17 protein-coding genes are annotated in these 24,632 nt (G+C 73.8%); 5 read left to right on the top strand and 12 right to left on the bottom strand.

The annotated features are described in order from the left end of the window. Window positions 1-51 precede the first annotated feature (51 nt). Window positions 52-2,133, top strand: coding sequence for a SpoIIE family protein phosphatase (locus tag BMW99_RS15050; protein ID WP_141726097.1), 2,082 nt, complete (start codon window positions 52-54; stop codon window positions 2,131-2,133). A 203-nt stretch (window positions 2,134-2,336) separates the two neighbouring features. Further along, window positions 2,337-3,338, top strand: coding sequence for a hypothetical protein (locus BMW99_RS15045; RefSeq protein ID WP_107451542.1), 1,002 nt, complete (start codon window positions 2,337-2,339; stop codon window positions 3,336-3,338). Between the two features lie 187 nt (window positions 3,339-3,525). Here BMW99_RS15045 and BMW99_RS15040 read toward each other — a convergent pair whose 3' ends face one another. The 7 genes from BMW99_RS15040 to BMW99_RS15010 all read right to left on the bottom strand — a co-directional run bounded on the left by BMW99_RS15040 (window position 3,526) and on the right by BMW99_RS15010 (window position 17,623). Then, window positions 3,526-7,467 (bottom strand): carboxypeptidase regulatory-like domain-containing protein, encoded by a 3,942-nt coding sequence (locus BMW99_RS15040; RefSeq protein WP_075016950.1) that lies wholly within the window; start codon window positions 7,465-7,467, stop codon window positions 3,526-3,528. Between the two features lie 52 nt (window positions 7,468-7,519). Further along, complete coding sequence (locus BMW99_RS15035; protein WP_075016949.1) at window positions 7,520-7,711, bottom strand: hypothetical protein; 192 nt, start codon at window positions 7,709-7,711, stop codon at window positions 7,520-7,522. 277 nt (window positions 7,712-7,988) lie between these two features. Next, window positions 7,989-10,952, bottom strand: coding sequence for a helix-turn-helix transcriptional regulator (locus tag BMW99_RS15030; protein WP_075016948.1), 2,964 nt, complete (start codon window positions 10,950-10,952; stop codon window positions 7,989-7,991). Between the two features lie 385 nt (window positions 10,953-11,337). Next, entirely contained in the window at window positions 11,338-14,367 is a 3,030-nt protein-coding gene (locus tag BMW99_RS15025) for an alpha-mannosidase (protein WP_069466488.1), read from the bottom strand. Between the two features lie 98 nt (window positions 14,368-14,465). Continuing rightward, window positions 14,466-15,368: a carbohydrate ABC transporter permease gene (locus BMW99_RS15020; protein WP_079138906.1), complete on the bottom strand. Its 903-nt coding sequence runs from the start codon at window positions 15,366-15,368 to the stop codon at window positions 14,466-14,468. Window position 15,369: 1 nt separating this feature from the next. Beyond that, window positions 15,370-16,299, bottom strand: coding sequence for a carbohydrate ABC transporter permease (locus BMW99_RS15015; RefSeq protein ID WP_407640292.1), 930 nt, complete (start codon window positions 16,297-16,299; stop codon window positions 15,370-15,372). Between the two features lie 7 nt (window positions 16,300-16,306). After that, complete coding sequence (locus tag BMW99_RS15010) at window positions 16,307-17,623, bottom strand: ABC transporter substrate-binding protein (RefSeq protein ID WP_069466491.1); 1,317 nt, start codon at window positions 17,621-17,623, stop codon at window positions 16,307-16,309. Between the two features lie 219 nt (window positions 17,624-17,842). Between BMW99_RS15010 and BMW99_RS15005 the strand changes: the two genes are divergently transcribed. Beyond that, entirely contained in the window at window positions 17,843-19,102 is a 1,260-nt protein-coding gene (locus tag BMW99_RS15005) for an ROK family transcriptional regulator (RefSeq protein WP_245791465.1), read from the top strand. 12 nt (window positions 19,103-19,114) lie between these two features. Here the strand turns inward: BMW99_RS15005 and BMW99_RS15000 are convergent, their stop codons facing one another. The 5 genes from BMW99_RS15000 to BMW99_RS14980 form a co-directional block, all read right to left on the bottom strand. Then, window positions 19,115-19,543, bottom strand: a complete 429-nt coding sequence (locus tag BMW99_RS15000; RefSeq protein WP_069467638.1) for an SRPBCC family protein — start codon at window positions 19,541-19,543, stop codon at window positions 19,115-19,117. A gap of 215 nt (window positions 19,544-19,758) precedes the next feature. Further along, window positions 19,759-20,553, bottom strand: coding sequence for an ABC transporter permease (locus BMW99_RS14995; RefSeq protein ID WP_069466685.1), 795 nt, complete (start codon window positions 20,551-20,553; stop codon window positions 19,759-19,761). Next, on the bottom strand, window positions 20,550-21,611 hold the full coding sequence (locus tag BMW99_RS14990; RefSeq protein ID WP_079138951.1) for an ATP-binding cassette domain-containing protein: 1,062 nt from the start codon (window positions 21,609-21,611) through the stop codon (window positions 20,550-20,552). The genes BMW99_RS14995 and BMW99_RS14990 overlap by 4 nt, the downstream gene beginning before the upstream one ends. A 94-nt stretch (window positions 21,612-21,705) precedes the next feature. Further along, window positions 21,706-22,548 (bottom strand): DUF4097 family beta strand repeat-containing protein, encoded by an 843-nt coding sequence (locus tag BMW99_RS14985; RefSeq protein WP_075016946.1) that lies wholly within the window; start codon window positions 22,546-22,548, stop codon window positions 21,706-21,708. 123 nt (window positions 22,549-22,671) lie between these two features. Continuing rightward, complete coding sequence (locus BMW99_RS14980; RefSeq protein WP_075016945.1) at window positions 22,672-23,187, bottom strand: toxin-antitoxin system HicB family antitoxin; 516 nt, start codon at window positions 23,185-23,187, stop codon at window positions 22,672-22,674. A gap of 447 nt (window positions 23,188-23,634) precedes the next feature. Here BMW99_RS14980 and BMW99_RS14975 point away from each other — a divergent pair, with 447 nt between their 5' ends. Together BMW99_RS14975 and BMW99_RS14970 are read left to right on the top strand one after the other, a co-directional pair. After that, window positions 23,635-23,931 carry a hypothetical protein gene (locus tag BMW99_RS14975; protein ID WP_069467296.1) on the top strand — a complete coding sequence of 99 codons (297 nt, stop codon included), beginning with the start codon at window positions 23,635-23,637 and terminating at the stop codon, window positions 23,929-23,931. A gap of 143 nt (window positions 23,932-24,074) precedes the next feature. Next, window positions 24,075-24,515 carry a VOC family protein gene (locus BMW99_RS14970; protein ID WP_218108535.1) on the top strand — a complete coding sequence of 147 codons (441 nt, stop codon included), beginning with the start codon at window positions 24,075-24,077 and terminating at the stop codon, window positions 24,513-24,515. The last annotated feature ends 117 nt before the right edge of the window (window positions 24,516-24,632 follow it).

Below are 24,632 nucleotides of genomic sequence, written 5' to 3'. Positions count from 1 at the left end.
CACCGCCGCTCCCAACGGGTGACGCGGCCCGGCCCGTCCTACGATCGAGATATGCGACCACGTGATCCGGTCGCAGTCGCCCCTCGCTCGACAGCCGAGGGCGGGGTCGGCTGGGCCTTGGAGCAGGCGCTCAGCCGCCAGAGCGAGATCGGTGTCCTCGTACTCGACGCGGAGCTGCGCGTACGCCGCGCCATGCTGGACGCGGAGCAGTTCCAGGATCTCGTCGCCGACCCCGGGGTCCGCTTTCCCGACCTGGTGGCGTCGGAGGACTCCGAGGACATCGCCGAGAACCTGCGGCACGTCCTCGAGAACGGCCGCCCGATGCTCTTCCGGACCCAGCGGATACGCGACACCACCACCGTGGTCTCGCTGTTCGCACTCCGGCTGGAGGGCGACGGCGACGGATCGCTCTTCCTGTGCCTGGTGGACGTGACGGCCAACTCGTACGCCCGTGAACGTCTCGACCTGCTCTTCCGCGCCGCCGAGTCGATCGGTGAGTCGCTGGACGTGCTCACCACCGCACGCCAGATCGCGGACGTCTTCGTCCCGGCGGCGGCGGACTACGCGAGCGTCAGCCTCGCCGACGAGCTGTTCAGCGGCGGCGAGCCGCCGACCCGGGACGCCGAGAAGGTGCGGCTGCGGCGCGCGGCCGTCGCGTCGGCGGGCATGGCCGCCGGCCCGCCCTACGTGCAGCCCGGCGAGAAGGTGCCGCCGATCCCCGCCATGCCCGACCGCGAGAGGTACCGGGCCGGCGAGGTGCTCGTCGTCCCCGACCGGCCGGCGATGCTGGACGTGGTGAGCGGCGACGTGGACCTGCTGTCGCGCCTGGCGCCGTCCGGCGGCCGCAGCCTGCTCGCCGTCACCCTGACCGCTCGCGGAGCGATCCTCGGCAGCCTCGAGATCTGGCGGGGCGAGGGCGCGCCGCCCTTCGACGACAACGACGCGCGCGTGCTGCGCGAGATCGCCTCGCGCGGTGCGCTCAGCATCGACAACGCCCGGCGCTTCACCCGTGAGAGCACCGAGGCGCTGCGGCTCCAGCAGAGCCTGCTGCCGTCCCTCTCCCAGGGCACCTCGGTGCGCACGGCCGCCCGCTACCTGGCGGCGTCCGCGAGCGGCGGCGTCGGGGGCGACTGGTACGACGTGGTCCCGCTGTCCTCGACCAGGACCGGACTGGTGGTCGGCGACGTCGTCGGGCACGGCGTGCGCGCCGCCGCGATGATGGGCCGGATGCGGACGGCCGTCCAGACACTCGCCGACCTGGACCTCGCCCCCGACGAACTCCTCACCCACCTCGACGACCTCGTCATGCGTCTCGCGCTCGAGAACGACAACGCCGCGCTGGGCTCCACCTGCCTGTTCGCGGTCTACGACCCGGTGGCCCGGTCGTGCGCGATGGCCAGCGCCGGGCACCCGCCGCCCGTGCTGGTGCGGCCCGACGGGCGCGCGGAACTGGTGCCCATGAGCGTCGGCCCGCTGCTGGGGGTGGGCGGCCTGCCGTTCGAGGTCACGCAGATCGTGCTGGAACCGCGGAGCACCCTCGCCTTCTACACCGACGGCCTCGTGGAGCCGTCGGCCGCGGACCTCTACGCCGGGATGGAAAGGCTCCGCGAGGAGCTGTCGGGGCTGGGGGAGCACGACGACCTGGAAGAGGCCGCGGACCGCGTGGTCGAGGTCCTGGCGCCGTCCGGCGAGGACGGGGAGACGAACCTGCGCGACGACGCGACGGTGATGCTGGCACGCGTGCGCGCCACCTCGCCGGACGACACCCAGGCGTGGGAGTTCCCGGCGCGCGAGGCCGCGGTGGCCGAGGCCCGCGAGAAGGCCAACGCCACGCTGGAGCGCTGGCAGGCCCCCATGGAGACCGCGATCACCACCGAGCTGGTGGTCAGCGAGCTCGTCACCAACGCCGTGCGCTACGGAGGCGGCGAGGTCCTGGGGCTGCGCCTCATCCGGGACGGCCGCACGCTGGTCTGCGAGGTGTCGGACGCCTCCAGCACCTCGCCCCACCTCAAGCGGGCCCGCACGGAGGACGAGGGCGGCCGCGGCCTGTTCATCGTCGCCTCGGTGAGCACGCGCTGGGGTGTCCGCTTCACCGCCACCGGCAAGACCATCTGGACCGAGATCCGCAGCTGACCGCGGCCCCGGCCGACCGTGGCCGGCGCGGACCGCTCCCGTTGTGGACGCCGCGTCGGCGACGGACCCTCTGACCTGGCAGGACATCGGGGGGCTGGGTCCGCGCGGCGCTCAAAGCGAACGTTCCTTCTTGACAACGGGCGCGGCGGGAGCGCACGCTGTGCGTAGCTAAAACGAATGTTCATTCTCTAGGGGGTTCCACGATGGCCACCCGCTCCCTGCCGCCGCGGGCGAGAAGCGTGCTCCTGATCGTCGTCCTGTCGGCACTGGCCGCGTTCCTGCTGTGGGCCTTCACCTGGCCGGCGGCCCGGTCGGGTCCCCGCGACCTGCCGCTGGGCGTCGCCGGACCCGGCGCTTCCGTGACACGGATCGAGGCGGGCCTGGCCGGGCACGAGGGAACCGGCGCGTTCGCCTTCCACCGCTACGCGGACGCGGACGCCGCCCGCCGGGGCATCGAACACCGCGTCGTCTACGGCGCGATCGTGGCGCGGCCCGACGGCCTCCACGTCCTCACCGCGTCCGCGGCCTCGCCCGCGGTGGCCACGATGCTGCAGCAGGTCGCCGCGCAACTCCCCGGTGGTCCCGCGCCGGTGACCGACGTGGTCGCGCTGCCGTCCGCCGACCCCCGCGGCGGTGCCTTCGCCTCGTCCGTGCTGCCCACCATCGTCGCGGGACTGGCGCTCGGCGCGTTCACCCTCGCCGTGCGGTCGGTGCGGCTGCGGCTGCTCACGCTGGTCCTGGGCGCCGCGGCCGTCGGTGCCGTCGTGGCCGGCATCGGCAACACCTGGCTGGGCCTGCTCGACGGCCGGTTCGCGGCGGACGCCGGCGTCGCGGGCCTGATCGTGCTCGCCGTCGGCTCCGCGGTGTCCGGTCTGGGCGCGCTGCTGGGTGCCAGGGGCATCGGCGTCGGCTCGGTGCTCTTCATGATGCTCGGCAACGCGTGGTCCGGAGTGACGTCCGCGCCCGAGTTCCTGCCCGGCCCGGTGCGCACGATCGGCCGGCTGCTGCCGCCCGGCGCGGGCGCGGAGGCGCTGCGGAGCGCCGCGTTCTTCCACGGCCACGGCCTGCGTGAGCCGGTGCTGGTGCTGGCCGGATGGGCCGTGCTGGGGCTGGTGCTGACCACCGCGGGGCACGCGGCGGGCCGCCGCACCCCGCCCGTGAAGGTCACCGCCGTCGAGAGTCCGGCACGTCCCGTGCGGGTGTGACGGCGACCCCCGCCGTGAGCCCGGGCGGGGCGGGCCGCCTCAGCGGTCGACGAGGCCGCGAAAGCCGAACGTCCACCGGAGAGGGTTTCCGGTGGACGTTCGTCGTGTCCGGCGGGCGATCGGCCGGTCGCCCGGCGCGCCGGGCCGGGGCCCGCCGGTCTTCGTGGTCGTCCGCGTGCCGGCGGCGTCAGTGCCGGGCCGTCACCTCCATCGTGGCGGCGAGTGCCGGCACGGCGTACGGCGAGTCGGTCCCGACGGTCAGCCCGCTCGTGTACGTCCCGGCCCGGTCGACCCGGGCGGCGTCGAGCGTGACCCGCACCGTCACGGAGGCGCCCGGGGCGACGGTGACGGTGTGCGGCGCCGACAGCCACGTGGCGGCGCCCGAAGCGGCGCAGTCGCCGTACCCGGGCAGTTCCTCGACGCCGCTGACCGGATGGTTGCCGGCGTCCGCGCCGCCGACGACGTACAGCCCGCAGGCGCCGCTCGCGCGGTAGGCCAGCACGTCGGCCGCGGGCAGGGCCGACCAGGAGTCGGTGGCGGGGTCGTACTCCTCGGCCTGGTTGGTCAGCTGCCCGCCGGAGACCCCGCCGGCCAGCTGGAGCCGCCCGCCGGAGGACGCCGCGGCCATCGCCCAGGTCGACCGCGGCAGCGGGGCCCGCGCCGTCCACGCACCCGTGACCGGGTCGAACGCGTACGTCGCCGCGCTCTCCTTGCCCGTGACCGGGTCCGTGCCACCAGTGCAGACGACCCGGCCGCCGATACCGGCGCAGGACTGCCACGCGTCGGTGACCGGGTAGTCCGCCACCCGGCTCCAGGAGTCGCCCGCCGGGTCGTAGACGTAGGTCGCCTGCGAGGCCGGGGAGCAGTTGCCGCCGCAGCCCGCGACGACGTACAGCCGGCCGCCGAGGACGGCGGTGCCGCCGGCGACGACACCCGCGGGGAGCGGCGCTACCGACGCCCAGCTGTCCTGCCGCGGGTCGTACCGGTAGGCCGCGGCCGAGGCCTGACCGGTCGCGTCCCAGCCGCCGACGACGTAGACCGAGCCGTCGACCGCCTCCACGCCCGGCTTCTCCAGCCCCTGCGGAAGGTTCGCCAGGCGGCGCCATCCGCCCGTGGCCGGTTCGTGGACGGAGGACTTGAAGAGCAGGCTGCCGCCGTCGGTCCCGCCGAACGCGTACACCTTGCCGTCGAGCGTCACCGCGCCGCTGTCCATCGCGGGCGTCGGCAGGGCGTCGGCGGTCGTCCAGGCCGTGGCGCCGGCCGCCGTGGCCGTGCTGCCCGTGCCCGCCGAAGCGGCCGCGCCCGTAGCGGAGCCGGCGGCGTGCGCCCACGGGCCGAGCAGCGACCCGTGGCTGAAGTGCCCGGCGGCGTGCCGGACCGTTCCGTTGCCCCGGGCGCCCGCGGCGGTGCCGGAGTGCGAGTCCGGCGAGTAGGAGCCGTCCTGGGGGTTGAGGACGACGTGCACCGGTGCCGTGCCCGTGTTGCGGAGCGTCACGGTGCGGGTGGTCGCGCGGCCGAGCGGCTGCGTGACGCGCAACGAGCCGTCCGCTACGGCGATCCGGCCGGCGCCGAGGCGCCAGTCCCTCCTGGTGACCTGGTCGCGGGGGACCGCGGTCCGCACGGTCGAGCCGGTGTAGGCCCCGTCGGCGACACCGAGTGCGGTCCGCCCGGAGGCGTCGGCGGCCGAGGCGGGTGCGAACACCTCGTAGGCGCCGGCGGCCGTCGTGGCGCCCGGGACTCCGGCGACGCTCACGGTCGCGCCCGTCAGCGCCGCGCCGGTGTTGGCGTCACGGACGGTGCCGGCCACGAGCCCGCCGGCCACGGTGTCGCAGGAGCGGTTGCCGATGAAGACGTCGTCGACCTTCCAGTACCACGAGTGGACAGCGTCGTAGTGGAACCGGACCCGCACGTCGCTCTTGCCCGCGGCCTGCGGGATCGCGACGACCTCCGGACCGGAGGAGGTCATGCGGGCCATGTGCCAGACGGAGGTCCAGGACTGGCCGCCGTCGACGCTGACCTCGACGTTGGCGTTGGCGTTGTAGAGCGGCGAGGTGAAGGAGTTGGCGAACGACACGATGGGCGCGGTGTCGCCGCTCAGGTCCAGGGCCGGCGAGACCAGGCTGGTGGTCTCGTGCGTGTCGATGCCCGCGTCGACGGAGTCGACCTCCGCGAACTGGCCCGTCGAACCGGTGTCGTTGCCGCGGCCGGCCGGGTCGTCGAACCGCCAGGTGACCCCGGACCCGTTGTCGTCGGTGACCGTCCAGCCGTCCTGCGGTGTGGCGCCGGACCAGCCCTCGAAACCGGTGGTGGTGCCCGCGTACCCGAAGCGGTAGCCGGGCGCGGAGCAGGTGGTGACGTCCGTCGCCAGCGTCACGTCGTGGCGCACGTCGCGGGTGCCGACGGCGACCGTGCCGTCCGCCGCGGTGTAGCCGGGCAGCGTCGACGCGACGTGCAGCGCGTAGGTCCCGTTGTCCGGCAGCCGTACGGAGTAGCGGCCGGTCACCGGGTCGGTGGGCACCGCGGCGCCGGGGTAGCCGTCGACGGTGATCGCCGCGGCGAGCGGCCAGCCGTGGCCCGAGGCGTCGCTGACGGTGCCGGAGACGACGTGGGCCGGCAGGGCGCGCAGCGTGAAGGACTGCTTCGACGTGAGGCCGTCGCCGACCTTCACCGTCGCGGTGGCCGTGGCGTAGCCGAACTCGGCGGCCGTGACCGTGTACTGGCCGGGCGGCGGGGCGAGCGTGAAGGTGCCGGACGCGTCGGTCGTGGCCGTGTAGCGGCGGCCGTCGGCGGCGGTGGCGGTCACGGAGGCGCCGGGGACCGGGCCGGACGCGGACGCCGGGCCGGTGCCGCGGACGGTCCCGGTCACGAGGCCGTGCGGGCCGGGGCGCAGCGCGCCGACGCCGGAGGGCGTGCCGAGACCCGTCGGGCCGTCCCAGCCGGCGCGGGCGACGCACAGCTGGTTGCCGCAGCGGCCGTCGGAGCCGGTCGTGACGTCGTTCAGGTCGGCGGCGTGCGTGTCCGCGTACGGGTACGTCACCGGGTAGGTGCCGGGGGTCGGGGTGCCGGCCAGGGCGTACATCGCGGCGACGAGCGGCGACGCCAGCGACGTCCCGCCGTACTGGGCCCAGCCGCCCACGTGCGCGGAATTGTAGAGGGCCAGGCCGCTGGCCGGGTCGGCGTCCGCGGAGATGTCCGCGATGGCGCGGTTGGCGCAGCCGGTGTCGAGTCCCTGCTGGCGGTCCGGCATCGGCTCGACCCGCGAGCAGCCCGAACCCCCGGACGACCAGGCCGACTCCGTCCAGCCGCGGGCGGTGGACCCGTCGTGGGTGAGCGTGGTGCCGCCGACGGCGACGACGTTCCCGTCCGACGCGGGCCAGTTGACGACGTTGCCGTAGTCGCCGGTGGCCGCGGTGACGGCGATGCCCGGGTGGTCGTAGTAGTGGTCGTACGCCGCCGGGGTGCTGATCTCGCCCGGGATGCCGTAGGAGTTGGAGATCGCCACCGGGTGCAGGGCGGCCGCGCTGTCCGTGGCCTGGCCGAGGTCGTCGATGGACGGCGAGTCGGCCTCGACGAGCAGGATGTGGCAGTCGGGGCACACGGACGAGACGGCGTCGAGGTCGAGCGCGGTCTCGATGGTCCAGTCGGGGTTCTCCGGCGGGAGGTCGTGGCCGCCCTGCTGGTCGAGCTTGGTGAAGCAGCCGCTCGCGGACGTGCACGCGGGCAGGCCGTAGGTGCTGCGGAACACGGCCAGGTCGGACTCGGCGGTCGCGTAGCCGCCGGCGTCCACGATGGCGACGGTCGCGCCGGCGCCGCCGGACGGCAGGCCGTACGCGGCGCGGAGGGCGTCCGGGGTGACGGCTCCTTCCGGCGGGGTCGGCGAGCCCGCGGCGATCGCGCCGTGGCTGTCGGCGACGCCCATCAGGTCGCACGTCGCGTAGGGCGCGGTGCCCTTGCGCTCCGCGGTGGGGACGGGGGTGGCGCAGGCGGCGGGCCGGTAGGCAGCCGTGGCCTGCGGGGCGCCGCCGCCCGTGGCGGGCGCCGCCTGTGCCGGCACGACGGCCGTCAGGGCGGACGCCGCGGCGCAGGCGAAGGCCACCGCGGCGGCCCACATGCGTGTTCGTCTGTGCATCGTTCTCCTCAGCGGGGTGCGCCGGCCGGGCCGGCGCGAAGGGGGGTGCCGGTCAGACCGGCCGGTACTCCACTCCGGCCTTCCGCCTCGGCGGGCGGGGCCGGTCCGCGTCCTGTGCCGGGGCCGGCTCGGCGGCGGTGTCGGCACCGCCGCCCACGTCCTCGCCGAACTCCGGCACCTCGCCGGTGGGTTCGGCCGCCGTGGGCTCCCCGCCCGAGGGATCGGCACCGTTTCCAGAGGTCATCGCGGCTGCTCCGTTCTGTACCTGAGCAAGCAGTGAACGCCGCGCGTCACGGAGCGGACAATGCGCAGAACTACCCGGGAAACCCCTCGGGTTTCGCCGCGCCCCCCGGCGCGGGGCCCTCGCCCCGCCGCCGTCCGCAGCGCGGGCTCCCATCGGCGGGTCCGCACGCCGTCGGCGGGCCGGGCTCCTGCTGGTGGCCGGCATCGTCTCTCGGGTCCCGGAACCCGGCGGCCGGCGGGCGGGGTGTGTGCCGTGCGGGCGGCGGCCCTTCAAGGGCTCAGGAGTGGGGGGTGGGGCGAGGCGTCGGGACGTCGCCGGACTCCACGGCGGCGACGGCGAGGGCGGTGCGGGAGGGGACGCCGCGTTTGCGCATCGCGGAGTGGACGTGCTTCTCGACGGTGCGCGGGGACAGTCCGAGGACGCGGGCGATCTGGGCGCTGGTCCTGCCCTCCACCAGGAGCCGCAGCACGTCCAGTTCGCGGGGTGAGAGCCGGTCGCCGTAGCCGGGCCGGCCGGCCCGTGCCGCGACCCGCGCGCCCGCGTCCGCCAGCGAGCGCCGTACCCGGTCCGCGTCGCCGGTCGCGCCCAGGGCGGTGAGGCCGTCGAAGACCGTGCGGAGCACAGCGACGGCCGCCTCCCGGTCGCCGGTGGCGAGCCGGCAGCCGGCCGCCTCCTCCCGGGCCAGCAGCGCGTCGTACGGGCGGGGAAGGGCGTCCCACGCGGCGGCGGCCGCCTCGAACCGCTCGGCGGCGCCCCCCAGTTCGCCGTCCGCGCGGGCGAGCAGGGCCGTGCCCAGCCGCCGGGCCGCCGTCGCGATCGGCGCGTCCAGGCCACGGGTGCCCTCGGCGAACGCCTCGGCGGCGCGGCGGGCCTCGGCCGCGCGTCCCGCGCCGAGCAGCGCGCGGATCCGCAGCGGGGCGGTCTCCGCGGCCCACAGCCAGAGCTGCTTCGCCTGCACGAGCTCCCACGCGGCATCGGTGGCGGCGCGCGCCTCGCCGGGCGCGCCGGCCGTGATCGCCACCCGCGCGAGGACGGCCGACGGGTCGCGCGACCCGTCGGCGGGGCCGCGCGGACGCCCCACCGCGATCGCGCCCGCCACCCGTTCCCGCGCCCGCTCGTGGTCGCCGCGCGCCGCGTCGAACAGGCCCCTCAGCAGCAGCGCGTCCGCGCGGAGCACCGGCTCGCCGGCGTCGAGCGCCGAGTCCGCCCAGCGCGCCGGGCCGGGCCACCGGCCGGTGAGCCAGTCGAGGTGGGCGAGGGTCGCGCCGACGAGGGCGTGCAGGCGCAGGTGCTGGTGCCGTGCGGCGAGTTCGGCGGCGGCGTCGAGGTGCCGCCGCGCGTCGCCGTACCGTCCCCACAGCATCGCCGCCTCGCCGAGGTTGGCGAACCCGCGGGCGCGCTGCAGCACCTCGCCGGGGCTGCGCCCGCCGTCCGGAAGCTCGGCCGCCGCCGCCCAGCCGGCGGGATCGCCGAGCACCAGGAGGGTGGCGGCGCGGTCCATGAGGAACGACAGCCGGTCCTCGGGCGTGGTGCCCGGCGGACGCTCAACGGCCGGACCCGCGGGCGGCCCGGACGCCGCGCCCGGCCCGGCGCCGATCAGCTCCCCGGCACGGTCCAGCCACGCGCGGTGGTGAGCCGCCGGGTGCGCGGTGCCCAGCGGGCGGGCCAGCATCATCATCGCGCGCACCGCGGCCGCCGGGCGCTCCCGGACCAGGGCGGGCACGATCCGCGCCATCTCGGCCGAGGCCGCCTCCATGTCCCCGACGTGGAACATCAACCGGGCCAGCTGCCAGACGACCTCGGTCCGCTCCTTCGGCGCGAGCCCGCTGCCGGCCGTCTCCCGCAGCACCGCGACCAGTTCGCGCAGCGGCCCGTTGCCGGGCGCGGCGTACATCGGCATCCGCTGGACCAGGCGCGCCACCTCCGCGCCCTCGGCGGCACGGCCGGTGAGGACGTCGTGGAGCAGCCCGAACGCCGTCCGCGGGTCGCCCGAGGCGACGGCCCGGTCCGCCGCCTGCTCCGCGTACGCCGCCCAGCGGGGCCGGTCGCCTGCCTCCCGGAAGTGCCGGGCCAGTTCGGCGACGCGTCGCACCCGCTCCCGTTCGAGGGCCTGTCCGGCGCGCTGGTGGAGGCGCCGCCGCTCCATGGCGCCGAGCGCCCGGTAGACGCTCCGCGCCGCCAGACCGTGCCGGAACCCCAGGCGGGCCTCGCGGTCCTCCTGCAGCAGGCCGCCGGCCAGGGCCTCGGCCACACCGTCCTCGGCGTCGCCCGCGGGGAGTCCGGCGACTTCGGCGACCAGGCCCGGGGGATGCTCCCCTTCGAGGACGGCGAGCGCCGCGAGCACCGCGCCGGCCGCCGGCCCGAGCCGGGAGGCCCGTTCCAGGACGGCGTCGCGGATGCTGGGCGGCACATCGAGCTCGGCGACGTCGCGCCGCAGCCAGGCGCCGTCCTCGCAGACCAGGTCCGCGCGGGCGTACAGCAGCCGGACGCACTCCTCGACGGCCAGCGGCAGCCCGTCGGTGCGCCGGTGCAGGAACTCCGCGAACTCCGCCGAGACCGGCTCCCCGCCGAGCATCGACGACACCAGGTCCGCGGTTCCCGCGGCGTCCAGCGGCCCGGGCTCCACACGCGTGACGCCGGTGTGCGCGACCAGGCGCCGCAGCAGCGAGTCCGGGCGGACGTCCTCGGGCCGGTAGGTCAGGACCAGACGCGGGCGCTCCCGCCGGGCCCGCAGGAGCAGTAGCAGCTCCAGCGTGGTCTCGTCGGCCCAGTGCGCGTCCTCCAGCGCCAGCAGGCCCACCCCGAGGGCGTCGACGAGCTCGGCGAGGGCGCTGAGCAGGCGGTGCCGGGAGGCCGCGTCGTCGGCCAGCGGGTCGGGTGCGGGCGGCAACTGCCCGGCCCACTCGGGGAACACCGGCCGCAGTGCGCCGGCCAGCGCGGTCAGCGGCAGGTCCGCGACGCCGGCGGCGAGGCCGCGGACCGCGTCGACGACCGGGCCGAGCGTGTACGGCTCGCGGAACGGCGGGCAGACCGCGACCAGCACGCGTTCCGGCCGCTCCCGCAGCAGTTCGGCGAGCAAGCGGCTCTTCCCGATGCCCGCCTCGCCCGCGACCGCGACGAGCCCCGGGCGCTCGTCGAGGGCCCTGCCCAGCAGCTCCAGGTCGCGGTCCCGGCCGACGAGGCGGGGGACGCCGGGACCCGCCGGGCGTATCGGGGTGTCCGCGCCCGCTGCTGCACTCATCTCCACCTCCGGTCCGGAAGGGGGCTCATTCTGCCTGCCGGGTCGAGCGGGGACGACGCCGGAGGTACCGGCGGGCGGTGGCCCGCACCGGCCGGGGACTCCCGCGGCCCGCCTGCCGCGCGGTGGTCACGGTGTGCGGGCGCGGCGGCGACCGCGGGCCGGCGTCTGGGCGAGGGCCGGCTCGGGGCGACGGCGGTGAGCCGGACGTGGCGGTCCGGAGTGCCCCGCCGGGCGTCGCGGACCACCGCTGAGGATCACGGGGGCGTCGACGTGCCGGCGTCCACGCGACGGGGGCGTTCATGTGACGGCGTGCCGGCCACCCCCGTGGGTTGGCCGGCACGCCGGTCCGGGCAGGGAGTCGTCCCTGCGGTCCCCGACGGGTCGTTCAGTCAGCGGCCGGAGTCAGGCGGAGCGTGAGGATCTGGAAGGGGCGCAGGGCGATCCGCAGGCCGTCGTCCGACGCCTCGACGGGAGCGCCGTCGTCGGGCAGGGGGCGCTCGAGCAGGTCGACGACCGTGGTGGAGGCGACCGGGAAGCCGGTGCGCACGGCGGCGCGGGCCCGGCGGCCCAGGGACTCGTAGAGACGGACCACCACGTCACCGGACGCGTCGTCGGCGAGCTTCACCGACTCCACGACCACGGCGCCGTTGTCGACGGCGACCAGCGGCGGGACCGCCCGGCCGCCCGGCACCGTCCGCTCGGGCAGGTTCACCCGGTAGCCCTCGCGGACCGCGTCGGCGAGGTCCGCGCCCGGCACGAACGCGTACCGGAAGTGGTGGCTGCCCTGGTCGGTGTCCGGGTCGGGGAAGCGCGGGGCCCGCAGCAGCGACAGCCGGACGGTGGTGGTCGTGCCGCCGTCCGGCCGGACGGTGCGGGTGACGTCGTGGCCGTACGTGGAGTCGTTGACGACGGCCGCGCCCCAGTCGGGCTCGCCCACGTGCAGGAAGCGGTGGGCGCAGATCTCGAACTTCGCCGCGTCCCAGCTCGTGTTGGTGTGCGTGGCGCGGAAGACGTGCCCGAACTGGGTCTCGGCGGCCGAGCGGTCGGCGTGCACGTCGACCGGGAAGGCCGCTTTGAGCAGCTTCTCCCGCTCGTGCCAGTCGACTTCGGTGTCGATGTCCAGACGTTTGGCGCCGGCCCGCAGCGCCAGGGTCTGCTCGACCCGTGAGGCGCCGAAGCTCCGGACCACCCGCACCTTCGCCACGGACGGGTCCTTGTCGACGAGTTGCAGCTCGTCGACGCCCGTCAGGTCCGTGACGGTGTTGCGATAGAACGCGTCGACGTCCCAGGCGTCCCAGTGGTTGGGCAGGTCCCGGTGCAGCTGGAGGAGGTTGGCGGCGCTGCCCGGCGCCACGGCCTCGCGATCGGCGGCGACGTCGTACACGGACGTCGCCAGACCCCGCCGGTCGACCCGCACGCGCAGCAGCCCGTTGTCGAGGACGAAGCCGCCCCCCGGGTCCTCGGTGACGGACACCGGGCCGGCCGGTTCCGCCGGGACCGCGCCGCCCAGGGCGGGGACGCCGGAGCGCGCGTGCGGCGCGGCGTTGAAGACCACCGTGCCCCCGGCGTCCGGCTCACCGGCCAGCGCGCGCAGCGCGGCGCCGATCACGTCCTCCAGTTCCTGCTCCACGCGGGCGTAGGTGTCACGCGCCTCGCGATGCACCCAGGCGATGGAGGAGCCCGGCAGGATGTCGTGGAACTGGTGCAGCAGCACCGTCTTCCAGAGCCGGTCCAGCACCTCGTACGGGTAGCTGAAGCCGGTCCGGAGCGCCGCCGTCGCCGCCCACAACTCGGCCTCCCGCAGGAGGTGTTCGCTGCGCCGGTTGCCCTGCTTGGTGCGGGCCTGCGAGGTGTACGTGCCCCGGTGCAGCTCCAGGTACAGCTCGCCCACCCACACGGGCGCGTCCGGGTAGTCGGCCTCGGCCCTGGCGAAGAACTCGGCGGGCGGCTCGATCTCGACCCGCGGCGCGCCCTCCAGGTTCCGCAGCCGCTCGGCGCGCGCGAGCATCTCGCGGGTGGGACCGCCGCCGCCGTCACCGAAGCCGAACGGCACCAGCGAGTGGCTGGACCCGCCCTTGTCACGGAAGTTGCGCACCAGGTGCGCCATCTCCCGTCCGGAGAAGTCGGAGTTGTAGGTGTCGACCGGCGGGAAGTGGGTGAACACCCGGCTCCCGTCGAGCCCTTCCCACCAGAACGAGTGGTGGGGGAACGCGTTCGTCTGGTTCCAGGAGATCTTCTGCGTCAGGAACCACGTGGACCCCGACAGCTTCACCAGCTGTGGCAGCGCGGCGGTGTAGCCGAACGAGTCCGGCAGCCACACCTCCCGCGTCTCGATCCCGAACTCCTCGAGGTAGAAGCGCTTGCCGTGGGTGAACTGCCGGGCCAGCGCCTCGCCGCCGGGCATGTTGGTGTCCGACTCGACCCACATGCCGCCGACCGGCACGAACTGCCCGGCGGCGACCTTCTCCTGGACCCGGGCGAACACCTCGGGACGGTGCTCCTTGATCCAGGCGAGCTGCTGCGCCTGGGACATGGCGAAGACGAACTCCGGGTGGTCGTCCATCAGCGCCGTGACGTTGGAGGCGGTGCGCGCCACCTTGCGGATCGTCTCGCGCTGCGGCCACAGCCACGCCGAGTCGATGTGCGCGTGGCCCACGGCCGACACCCGGTGTGCCGAGGCGTGGGCGGGGGCCGCGAGCGCCGGGGCCAGGGCGGCCCGGGCGTCCGCCGCGGTACCGGCCACGTCATCCGGGTCCAGGGCGTCGAGGGAGGCGGCGACCGCGCGCAGGATCTCCCAGCGCCGCGGGGTGTCCACCGGCAGCTCGTGCATCAACTGGCCGAGCACGTCGAGGTCCTGGACCAGTTCCCAGACGGTGCGGTCGAAGACCGCGAGGTCCGCCCGGCGCAGCCGGTACAGGGGTTCGGGCGGGGCCGTGGCGGTGTCGCCGAGCGCCGTCACCGGCCCCGCGATCATCGGGTTGGCCGCGGCCTCCACGTACAGCAGGACGGCCTCGCCGCCCTCGGCGCCGGCCGTGACGCGCACGGACTGGCTGCGCGGGTGGAGTCCCTTGACCGCCGTGCCGTCGGGCCGGTAGACGAGACCCTCCGCCGAGAACCCCGGGTGGTCCTCGCCGAAGCCGAGGTCGACCACCGCCTCGACGTGCCGGCCCGCCCATGCGGCGGGTACGGCGCCGGTCAGCCGGAACCACGTGGTTCCCCACGGCCGGCCCCAGACCTCGCCGACCTGTGCCGGCTCGTACGGCGCGGCCAGGCCCTCGGCCACGGGCACCGGCTCGCCGGGGGCGTGCCAGAGGTGGACCTCCAGCGGCACGCTCAGGGCGTGGACGGCGGGGCGGATCCTCTCGCGCAGGACGCGCTCGAGTCGGTCCTCCACCAGCCTCCGGTCGTCGTGCATGTATCGCTCCTCGCATAAGCGTGGGTGACGGGGATGCGTACGGAACCCTGCGGATTATCGCGAGTTCCCTGAGGCAAACGTGCGGAATCCGGACGAAGTCAGCCCTTCAGGGCACCGCCGAGCGCGGAACTGCCGCCGAGGACCTTGGACATGACGGCGTAGAGCACCACCACGGGGGCGGAGTAGAGCAGGGAGAAGGCCGCGAGCTGCCCGTAGTCCACGGTGCCGCGGGAGCTGAAGAAGTTGAGGATGCTCACCGAGGCGGGCAGCTGGTCGGGGGACAGCAGCAGGAAGAAGGGGACGAAGAAGTTCCCCCACATGCTCAGGAAGGTGAAGATCGTCACCACGGTGAGGCCGGGCCACATCAGCGGCAGCACCACGCGGCGCAGGGTCTGCAGGGACGACGCGCCGTCGGTCCAGGCGGCCTCCTCCAGCACCAGCGGCACGCCGTCCATGAAGTTCTTCGTCAGCCAGATCGCGAACGGGAGTGCGGAACTGCCCAGGAACAGGATCGTCCCGTACATGGTGTCGATCAGGTTGACCTGCACGTACATGGCGTACACCGGGACCATCACGGCGGTGATGGGCAGGCCCGTGGTGAACAGGATGGTCAGCAGGAAGGGCCGCTTGTAGCGCGACTCGTAGCGGGACAGCGGATAGGCGGCCAGCACCGCGCACACCACGCACAGCGCGGTCGCGCCGCCGCACAGGATCAGGCCGTTGAGGATCGGCCGGTAGGTGATGTCGCTGTTGAGCACCCGGTGGAAGTTGTCGAACGTGACGGGGTCGGGCATCCTCACGCGCAGGTCCGCGGTGCCGTTGACCGACGCCAGCAGCAGCCAGGCCAGCGGGACCAGGAACACCAGCGTGATCACCAGAAGGATCGCGTTGACGACGAGTTGTTCGGTGCGCCGCCGGGAGCGCTTGGCGGTGGCGCGCTCCTGCACGGGGCGGGAGCGCTCCCGCCGGGCCTGGAGCTTCGGTGACGAGACGACCGCCATGTCAGACCTCCGTCCGGAGCAGGCGCAGGTACAGCACCGAGAACAGCGCGCCCACCATGAGGAGCATCAGGGCCACCGCCGTTCCGTACCCGATGAGGCTGTCCTGGAAGGCCTGTTCGTACATGTACAGCGGGAGGGTCTCGCTGCGGTTGCCGGGTCCGCCGCGGGTCATCACGAAGATGAGCCCGAAGACCGACAGCGTCTGCAGGGTGTTGAGCATCAGGTTGGTGCCGATGGAGCGGCGGATCATCGGCAGGGTGATGTGCCACAGCCGCTTCCACCGCCCGGCGCCGTCGACCTCGGCCGCCTCGGTGATCTCGGCCGGGATCTCCTGGAGCGCCGCCGAGTACACGAGCATCGAGAACGCCGTCCCGCGCCACACGTTCGCCAGCGACACCGCCACGATGGGCAGCGTGAACAGCCAGTTCTGCTGCGGTAGATGGAGGACGTGAAGGATCGCGTTGAGTTCACCCTCGCGGCGGAAGAACGCGTACAGCAGGTAGGCCGCGACGACTTCGGGGAGCACCCACGAGATCACCACCACGGTGCTGACCGCGGAGCGCACCGGACGCGACGCGCTGCGCATCAGCGCGGCCAGGAACAGCCCGAGCACGTTCTGCCCGATGATCGACGACAGCACCGTGAACATCAGCGTCAGCATGACCGCGTTGCGGAAGTTCGAGTCGCCGAACGCCTTGGTGAAGTTGTCGAAGCCGACGAAGTGCGTCGTCGAGGCGCCGGTGAGGCGCATGTCGGTGAACGCGTAGTAGACGCAGTAGGCGATCGGGCCGGCGAGGAACAGGAGCATCAGCACCACGGAGGGCACGACGGGCAGCCCGCGCACCAGGGTGCGCCGGGTCCGCGCCGTCGTGGACAGGGTGCCGGGCGGGCGCGGGACGGTGCCCGCGCCCGGACCGTACGTGGCCGTCACCGTGCGATCACCCTGCCGAGCGGTCGACGACCGCACCGTCGGTGGCGCTCTTGACCGTGCCGGCGTACGTGCTCGCGGCCTTGTCCGGACTGGCCTGACCGATCGTCACCGACTCCATGGCGTCCTGGATCGCGGTGGACACCTGCGGGTAGACCGGCAGCGCGGGGCGGTAACTCGTGTACTTCACCAGCCCGGTGAAGAAGTCGATGCCGGGCATCGACTGCAGATACGTCGGGTCGGTCGCGACGTCCTGACGGACCGCGATGTTGGCCGCGCGGATGTCGTAGTCGGCCGCGTTCTGCTTCGACTGCAGCGTGGTGATGAAGTCCCACGCCAGATCCGGGTTCTTCGCCTTCGCCGGGATCGCCCAGGTCCAGCCGCCGGACAGGCTCACGCTGCCGGGAGCCTGGCCGTTCTGCGTCGGCATGGGCGCCTGCCCCAGCACCTGCGACCACTGCGGCCACGGCTTGCCGCCGGTCTTGATCCAGTTGTTGCCCATCCAGGAGCCGTCCAGGTCGATCGCCAGCTTGTTCTCCGGAATCAGCTGGGTCGCGAGCGTGGTGCCGAAGTTGGCGCCCAGGGCGTCCTGGGCGTCCGGGCCGAGCTTCTCCTTGAAGACCGTGTCGAGGAAGTTCAGCGAGTCGGTGAAGCCCTTGCTGTTGATCACCCACTTCTTCGACGCCGGGTCGTACAGCGGGTCCTTGCCCGTGCCGTACAGCAGCATCTCGAAGCCCTGCATGCTCGCGGCCTCACCCGCGGCCTTGCCGGTGTAAATGTTCAACGGCGTGACGCCGGGCAGCTTCTGCTTCACCGTCCGGGCCGCGTTGAGCACGTCGTCCCACGTCTTGGGGTGCCAGTCCGTCGGCAGGCCCGCCTTCTGGAAGAGCTGCTTGTTGTACCAGAGGCCGCGTGTGTCGGTGCCGTCCGGGACGCCGTACGTCTTCCCGTCCTGCGCCTTCGCCGCGGCCTTGGCCGTGGGCAGGAACTGGCTCCAGTCCTTCCACGTCGACAGGTAGCTGTCGATCGGGCGCAGATAGCCGCTGGCGATGTCGGAGTTGATCAGGAAGGTGTCCTCGTAGACCAGGTCCGGCGCCGTGCGCGGCGAGCGCATCATCAGCTGGACCTTCGAGTAGTAGTCGTTCTCCACGGCCTGGATGGGGACGAGTTCGATCTTCTTGCCGGGATTGGCCTGCTCGAACTGCTTCTTGACCACGGCGAGGTAGTCGTCCATGACACGGACCTTGTTGTCCATGTTGCGCTCGTAGGCGACTTTGATCGTGTTCCCCGAGCCGGACCCGGAACCGCCGCAGGCGGAGAGCGGCATGATCAGCGATCCGCAGGACAGGGCGATCGCGAACGCTCTGAAGTGCACCTTCACTGTTGCTCCTTGGCGAGGAGTCGAGACCCTTGACGACCAAGGGCAGTGCCTTCCGATTCGAGAAAGTAAATCCATTGGATTTACGAAGTCAATGGGTGTACACCAACTCCTCAGGTAAGGTCCGAGACGAGCGGCGACGAACCCCACGTTGCCCGTCATCATCGGATGGAGGCATCCGAACCCATGCAGACGGGGGCCAACCTCCCTCGCGTCGGGGGATACAACCGCGCCGTCGTCCTCGACGCCGTGCGCCGGCGGTCGCCGGTGAGCCGGGTGGAACTCGCCCAGGCGACCGGACTGACCAACCAGACCGTCTCCAACGTCGTACGCCGCCTGCTGGAGGCGGAGTTGATCCGCGAGACCGGCCAGGCCCCGTCACGCGGCGGCAAGCCCCGGACACTGCTGTCGCTGTGCCCGGACGGCGCCTACGCGGTCGGCGCCCACCTCGATCCGGACTCGACGGTGGCGGTCCTGCTCGACCTGTCCGGCCGGGTGCTGCGCCGGCAGCGGATGGACACCGCGACGGGCAGCGACCCCGAGCAGCTCGTCCGGCTGCTCGGACGCACCGTCAACGGGATCATCACGCGGGCCGGCGTGCCGCGGGAGAAGGTCCTCGGCCTCGGCGTGGCCGTGCCGGGCCCGATCGACAGCGGGCGCGGAGTCGTGCTGGACCCGCCGAACCTGCCGGCGTGGCACCAGGTGCCACTCGTCGACATCCTCGGTGGGGCGACGCAGCTGCCGGTGGTGATGGACAACGACGCCACGGCCGCGGCCATCGGCGAGCGCTGGGCCGGTGGTGCCGACCGCGCCGGCAGCTTCCTGTTCGTCTACATGGGCACGGGCATCGGCGGCGGCGTGATGCTCGCCGACGCCGTGCTGCGCGGCGACTCCGGCAACGCGGGCGAGTTCGGGCACGTCCTCGTCGACCCCGGCGGCCGGCTCTGCCACTGCGGCGCCCGCGGCTGCCTGGAGGCCCACGCCGCGCCGTACGCGGTCCTCGCCGCGTTCGCCGAACGGCACGGCCGCGCCGCCGCGGAGTCGCTGGGCCTGTCCCTCGACCCGGGGCGCACCCGTACCGACTGGAACCGGCTGTGCACCGCCGCGGCCAGGGGCGACGACCGCGCCGTCGAGGCGCTGGAGACCGCCGCGGGGCACATCGGCCGGGCGGCGCTGACCGCCGTCAACCTCCTCGACGTGCCCCGGATCGTCCTGGGCGGCGAGGGACTGCGGGGCAGCGAGGGGTACTTCCGCCGCGCCATCGACACGGCCGTCAACAGCTGGTCCATGGCCCGCCGGGTCCGTACGGTGTCGGTCCTGCCCAGCCTCATCGGGGACGCGGTGGGCGCCGTCGGCGCGGCGTCCCTGGTGCTGCACGGCGCCTATGCCCCCGGGTGGCACATGCTGCTGGGCGCGGAGCCCGCGTGAGCCCGGCCGGGGCTACGCGCTCTTGAGCGGTTCCTTGAACGACTTCTTGAACACCGGCCCCGCGAAGGGGAGGATCACGCCGAGCATCTTGCCCTTGAACGTCGTGGGGTGCTCCCGGTCGAGCTGGATGTCGACGCGGGTGCCCTCGCCTTCGGGCGTCATCTGGAACACCCAGCCGCCGCCGGGGCCGAAGACCTTCGAGTCGAGCGTCGTCGCGGTCACCGTGTCGCCCGACGGGTCCCACTCGTAGCGCGCCCGCTCCCAGCCGCTCTCGGTGCCCTCGGTCACCTCGGCCCAGTTCTCGCCGCGTTCGTGGACCGTGAAGTGCTCCGCGTCGATGGTGGGCCACTGCTCCGCCCGTGCCGGGCTGAAGTCGGTGAGCACGCCCATCACCTCCGACGGGCTCATCGAGGAGTTCATGTGGAAACGCAGGACGGACATGACCTGCTCCTTCCGTGAAGGGCACCTCCGGCCGAGGGCATACCGGCGACGCGGCCGGGCCTCACCTCTCAGCATGCGCCCGCGGCCTCCGCCGTGCAGGAGCGTCGGCGGGGCGTGACCGGGCGTGCGCGCCGCGTCGTGGAGCGTGTGCGCGGCGGCGCCCCCGCGCCGGTCCGCGCGGGGCCGCCGCCGGTCGACGGCGGTGGGGCCGGCCGTCAGCGCGTGGCGGGGTTGTCGTACCGGGCCTTCGACCAGAAGTAGCCGAGCGCGGTCAGCGCCACGCACCAGGCGACGGCGAGCCATCCGTTGTGGCCGATGTGCGTGCCGAGCAGCAGCCCGCGCAGCGTCTCGACGGCCGGGGTGAACGGCTGGTACTCGGCGACCGGCTGGAACCAGCCGGGCATCGCGTGGACCGGGACGAACGTGCTGGAGATGAGCGGCAGGAAGATCAGCGGCGTCGCGTTGTTGCTGGCCGCCTCGGCGGTCGGGCTGGACAGGCCCATCCCGACCGCGATCCAGGTGAGCGCCAGCGACACCAGTGTCAGCAGCCCCGCCGCCAGGACCCAGTCCACGACCGTGGCGCCGGAGGAGCGGAACCCGATGGCCACCCCGACCGCCCCGACGAGGACGACGCTCGCCATGCACTGCAGCACGCTGCCGACGACGTGCCCGATGAGCACGGAACCGCGATGGATGGCCATCGTGCGGAAGCGGGCGATGATCCCCTCGGTCATGTCCGTGGACACGGAGACCGCGCTGCCGATCGTGGTCCCGCCGATGGTCAGCAGCAGGATGCCCGGGACCAGGTACGCGAGGTAGGCGGACCGGCCCGCGCCGCCGGTCCCGATCCCCGCGCTCATCGTGTCGCCGAAGACGTACACGAAGAGGAGCAGCAGCATCACCGGCGTGAGCAGCAGGTTCAGCGTCATGGACGGGTAGCGCCGGGCGTGCAGCAGGTTGCGGCGCAGCATCGTGGACGCGTCGCGCACCGCGAGGGACAGGGAGCTCATCGGACGTTCTCCTTGGGCTGGCCGGGGGTGTCGCGCGGGTCGGGGGCGTTCCGCGGGTCGGGCGTGTCCTGCGGGTCCGGCGCGTGCCGGCGTGCGGTGCCGCCGGCCGAACCGCCGGTCAGGGCGAAGAAGACGTCGTCGAGGTCCGGGGTGTGCACGGTCAGTTCGTCCGCCTCGATGCCGGCGGCGTCCAACCGGTCGAGGATCGCGCGCAGTTCGCGCTGGCTGCCGTCGCTGGAGATCTGCAGCACCAGCGTCTCGTCGTGCCGGGCGACGTCGCGCAGCGCTGTCGCGGCGCCCCGGTAGGCGGCCGGGTCGGTGAAGCGCAGCCGGACGTGGCCGCCGGGGATCAGGCGCTTCAGCTCCTCGGCGGTGCCCTCCGCGACGATCCGGCCGCCGTCGAGGACCGCGATGCGGTCGGCGAGCTCGTCGGCCTCGTCCAGGTACTGGGTGGTCAGGAGCACCGTCACGCCGTCGGAGACGAGCGCGCGGATGATGGCCCACATGGTGTGGCGGGCGCGTGGGTCCAGGCCGGTCGTCGGCTCGTCGAGGAAGATGATCCGCGGGCTGCCGACCAGCGTCATGGCGATGTCGAGGCGCCGCTTCATGCCGCCCGAGTACGTCGACGCGGGCTTCTTCGCCGCCTCGGTGAGGTCGAAGCGCGCCAGCAGTTCGGCCGCGACCCGGCGCCCGTCCCGCCTGGGCAGGTGGTGGAGGTCCGCCATCAGCAGCATGTTCTCCTCGCCGGTGATCAGGCCGTCGACGGCGGAGAACTGCCCGGTGACGCCGATCGCCGCACGGACCCCGTCCGGCGACGCGGCGATGTCGTGGCCGGCGACCTGGGCCTGCCCGCCGTCGGCGCTGATCAGGGTCGAGAGGATCTGCACGGTGGTGGTCTTGCCGGCGCCGTTGGGGCCGAGCAGCGCGAACACCGAGCCGGCCGGGATCCGCAGGTCGATGCCGTCGAGCACGGTCTTGTCGCCGTAGGCCTTGCGCAGCCCGAGGGCCGTGACGGCGGCAAGGGGCTGCTGGCCGCCCTCGGGTTTGGATGTGGGCATGACAGAAGTGGGCATGTGCCCTTCCCTTTCGAGGGTGAAGCGAATGAGAGGTGCGGGAAGCCGGGAGAGGTGCGCGTGAAGGGGGCGGGGACGCTCAGGCCTTGGCGCGCAGGATGTCGATGTTGCCCCAGTTGGTGCGGGCGCGGACCTGGACGCTGTCCTCGGACTGCTCCGGGGCCCCGGACGCGGCGAGCGCGTTGCGCACCTGCCCGTGGTGGGAGCTGACGTCGAGCCAGGCGGCCGTGCCCTCGTGCACGCCGACCTCGATGGAGCCGTTGGAGGTCTCCAGCTGGACGGAGCCGCGCACGACGTCGCCGACGCGCAGCAGGCCGTTGGTGGTGGTGCCGGTGACCGACGCCTCGGCGCGTGCGACGTCGATGGCGCCGTTGGCGCCGTTCACCTTGAGGTCGCCGGTCACGGTTCCGGCGGTGGTGGTGCCGTGCGAGTTCTTCAGGACCGCGGGTCCCTCGACGGTGCCGACGCGCACGTTGCCCGTGCTGCTGGTGATCTCGGCCAGGCCCTCGACCCGGTCCACGGTCACCGAACCGTGCGACGCCTTCAGCTGCAGCGGGCCGGTCGTGTCCAGCCGTACGTCCCCGGCCGTGGTCTTCACGCGGACCTCGCCCAGCCGGCCCTCGCTGAGGATGCTGGTCCCGGAGCCGCTCACGTCGACGCGCGAGCCCGTGGGCAGCTCCACCGTCACGTCGACGGTGCCGCCGCGCCCGAGCAGGTTGGCCTTGGGGGTGGTGACCGTCAAGGTGCCGCCGACGAAGGCCACTTCGGTCTGGTCGGCGGCCCGCACGTCCAGGTCCTTCGCCGGTGTGCGGGGGAGCACCTCGACGACGGTGTCGGGGCGGTCGGCGGCGGCGAACCGGATGGAGCCGGCGTAGACGAAGGCGTTGACGGAGATCGGCTCGGGGGTGTCGAAAGAAGGCATGGTTGTACCGTCCTCTTGGGTCTTCGGGGTGTCCCCGCAGGTGGGACGAGGCTGGGTGTGTGGTGCGGGAGTCGTGGTGCGGGAGCAGGGGCGGGTGCGCGCCGGGGTGGGCGTGCGGATCGGCTAGCGCACCCACCCGGTGAAGCTCTGTCCGGTGGTGCGGGTCTTCTCCGGTGCGCGCGTCCGGCCGCCGTCGACCGCGGCCGATACGGCGCGCACCAGCCACGCGTTGACCGACAGGCCCTCGCGGCTCGCGGCCTCCTCGGCCCGCGCCTTGAGGTGGGCCGGCAGTCGCAGGTTCACGCGCGCCGTGCCGCCGTCGTCGGTCTCGGCCGGTGCGGGCGCGGCGGCCACCTCGACGGGGATGGACGGCTCCGGGCGGATGCCGTCGTCCGCGGGCGGCGGCGTCACCACGAAGTCCGGGTCCAGTCCGCGCAGCCGCACGTCGACCGAGCCGGGGGCGAGCTCGCGGGTGATCTCGTCCATCGCGGCGGAGAGCACGTTGAGCATGGTCAGGCGGGTCGCCGACTCCAGGGGGGCGGTGAGCCGCTCGGCCAGTTCGCGGGCGTCGTCGCCGCCGGCTTCGGCGGCCACCGCGAGCTCTCGCCGGAGGGCGTCGACATACGGGGTGAGGTCCATGGCATTAGTGTGACACCACTGTGGTGCCATAGCAAGCGTGAATGGCACCTCGCGTGGCGCCTAGTCCTTAGGGGCCTCTCTGAGCTGCTGAAATGAGAAGAGATGCGGGTGTGCCAGTGCGGTGCCATGCGCGGTGTCGAGGCGAAGGGGAGCCGTCCTGGCCCTGTCCGGCGAGGTCCGGTGCCGCGTGGCATCACGTGATGCCATGTGGTGCCACGTGGTGTCATCTGGCGCCAAGGTGGTGTCGCGCGGCGCCAACCCCGGCCACACCGCCCTCGCGGCCGGAACGTGCGGGGTCCCGCACCGCGTCGGACAATGGGGGGACTCGGCGGGGAACCGCGTGGCCGGAAGGCCGCGAGCCGACGGCGAAGCCCCGCCGCCGGGCGCCGAGCCCCCACCCGCCCGTGCGTGGCCGACGGGAACCGCCGGAGGCCTGGGAGGTCTGCCATGAACGCGACGAGTAACCACGGAGCGGTCCGGGCCGGCACCGAGCCCGCCACCGCCAAGTCCGCGCGCAGCCTCCGCATGAGGCTGTCGCTCATCTTCGGCACGGTGTTCTTCGTCCTGTGCGGGCTCCTGGCCTGGGGTGCGGCCGAGACGCAGGAGGGCGACACGCAGACGTCGATCATCGCGCTGTCGACGGCGTGCTTCCTCGCGTTCTGCTACGCGATGGGTGACGCCCTCCGCCTCGCGCTGGCCGGCCGCCACCAGGGGCAGCAAGGACAGGTCCGCCCCTCCACCTGAGGCCGGATCGCGCCCGGAAGGCTCTCGGGCCCCGGGACGCGGAGCGTGCCCGGAGCCGGGACGTCGTGAAGGCGCCCCGGCTCCGCCCCGGAACTGACACGGCCCGCACGGCCCGCACGGCCGCACCGACCGAGGAGACCGGCATGACGATCCACCGCATGGAACACGTCGGCATCGTCGTCGACGACCTGGACGCGGCCATCGCGTTCTTCTCCGCGCTGGGCATGCAGCTCGAAGGCAGGACGCCGGTCGAGGGCGGGTGGATGGACCAGGTCGCCGGGCTCTACGACGTCCAGGTGGAGGTCGCGATGGTGCGTACGCCCGACGGCAACGGCCGCCTGGAACTGACCAGGTTCCTCGCGCCCGAGGCGATCAGCCCCGATCCGCCGCTCGCGCCCGCGAACGCGCTCGGCCTGCGCCGCATCATGTTCGCCGTCGACGACATCGAGGACACCGTCACCCGGCTGCGCGCGCACGGCGGCGAACTCGTCGGCGAGGTGGCGCTGTTCGAGAACAGCTATCGCCTCTGCTACGTCCGCGGCCCGGCAGACGTCATCGTCGCGCTCGCCGAGCCCCTGCCGTGAACTCCCGCCCTGATCCCCTGCCCGCCTCCTCACCGCTGCAGGCCGGGCCTCGCGGTGTCCTCCCGACGCGCGGGAACGGCGGCGTACCGACCACCTGATGCCGAACACCCGCCCCGC

It is taken from the genome of Actinacidiphila rubida (assembly GCF_900110255.1).
Taxonomy (GTDB): domain Bacteria; phylum Actinomycetota; class Actinomycetes; order Streptomycetales; family Streptomycetaceae; genus Actinacidiphila; species Actinacidiphila rubida.
The sequence above is the reverse complement of the archived record's forward strand: the minus strand, read 5'-3'. Positions and strand labels throughout refer to the sequence as shown.

Coding starts and splice junctions, on each gene's coding strand:
- BMW99_RS15050 (WP_141726097.1), top strand. CDS start 52: ATGCGACCACGTGATCCGGTCGCAGTCGCCCCTCGCTCGACAGCCGAG.
- BMW99_RS15045 (WP_107451542.1), top strand. CDS start 2,337: ATGGCCACCCGCTCCCTGCCGCCGCGGGCGAGAAGCGTGCTCCTGATC.
- BMW99_RS15040 (WP_075016950.1), bottom strand. CDS start 7,467: ATGCACAGACGAACACGCATGTGGGCCGCCGCGGTGGCCTTCGCCTGC.
- BMW99_RS15035 (WP_075016949.1), bottom strand. CDS start 7,711: ATGACCTCTGGAAACGGTGCCGATCCCTCGGGCGGGGAGCCCACGGCG.
- BMW99_RS15030 (WP_075016948.1), bottom strand. CDS start 10,952: ATGAGTGCAGCAGCGGGCGCGGACACCCCGATACGCCCGGCGGGTCCC.
- BMW99_RS15025 (WP_069466488.1), bottom strand. CDS start 14,367: ATGCACGACGACCGGAGGCTGGTGGAGGACCGACTCGAGCGCGTCCTG.
- BMW99_RS15020 (WP_079138906.1), bottom strand. CDS start 15,368: ATGGCGGTCGTCTCGTCACCGAAGCTCCAGGCCCGGCGGGAGCGCTCC.
- BMW99_RS15010 (WP_069466491.1), bottom strand. CDS start 17,623: ATGCCGCTCTCCGCCTGCGGCGGTTCCGGGTCCGGCTCGGGGAACACG.
- BMW99_RS15005 (WP_245791465.1), top strand. CDS start 17,843: ATGGAGGCATCCGAACCCATGCAGACGGGGGCCAACCTCCCTCGCGTC.
- BMW99_RS15000 (WP_069467638.1), bottom strand. CDS start 19,543: ATGTCCGTCCTGCGTTTCCACATGAACTCCTCGATGAGCCCGTCGGAG.
- BMW99_RS14995 (WP_069466685.1), bottom strand. CDS start 20,553: ATGAGCTCCCTGTCCCTCGCGGTGCGCGACGCGTCCACGATGCTGCGC.
- BMW99_RS14990 (WP_079138951.1), bottom strand. CDS start 21,611: ATGCCCACATCCAAACCCGAGGGCGGCCAGCAGCCCCTTGCCGCCGTC.
- BMW99_RS14985 (WP_075016946.1), bottom strand. CDS start 22,548: ATGCCTTCTTTCGACACCCCCGAGCCGATCTCCGTCAACGCCTTCGTC.
- BMW99_RS14980 (WP_075016945.1), bottom strand. CDS start 23,187: ATGGACCTCACCCCGTATGTCGACGCCCTCCGGCGAGAGCTCGCGGTG.
- BMW99_RS14975 (WP_069467296.1), top strand. CDS start 23,635: ATGAACGCGACGAGTAACCACGGAGCGGTCCGGGCCGGCACCGAGCCC.
- BMW99_RS14970 (WP_218108535.1), top strand. CDS start 24,075: ATGACGATCCACCGCATGGAACACGTCGGCATCGTCGTCGACGACCTG.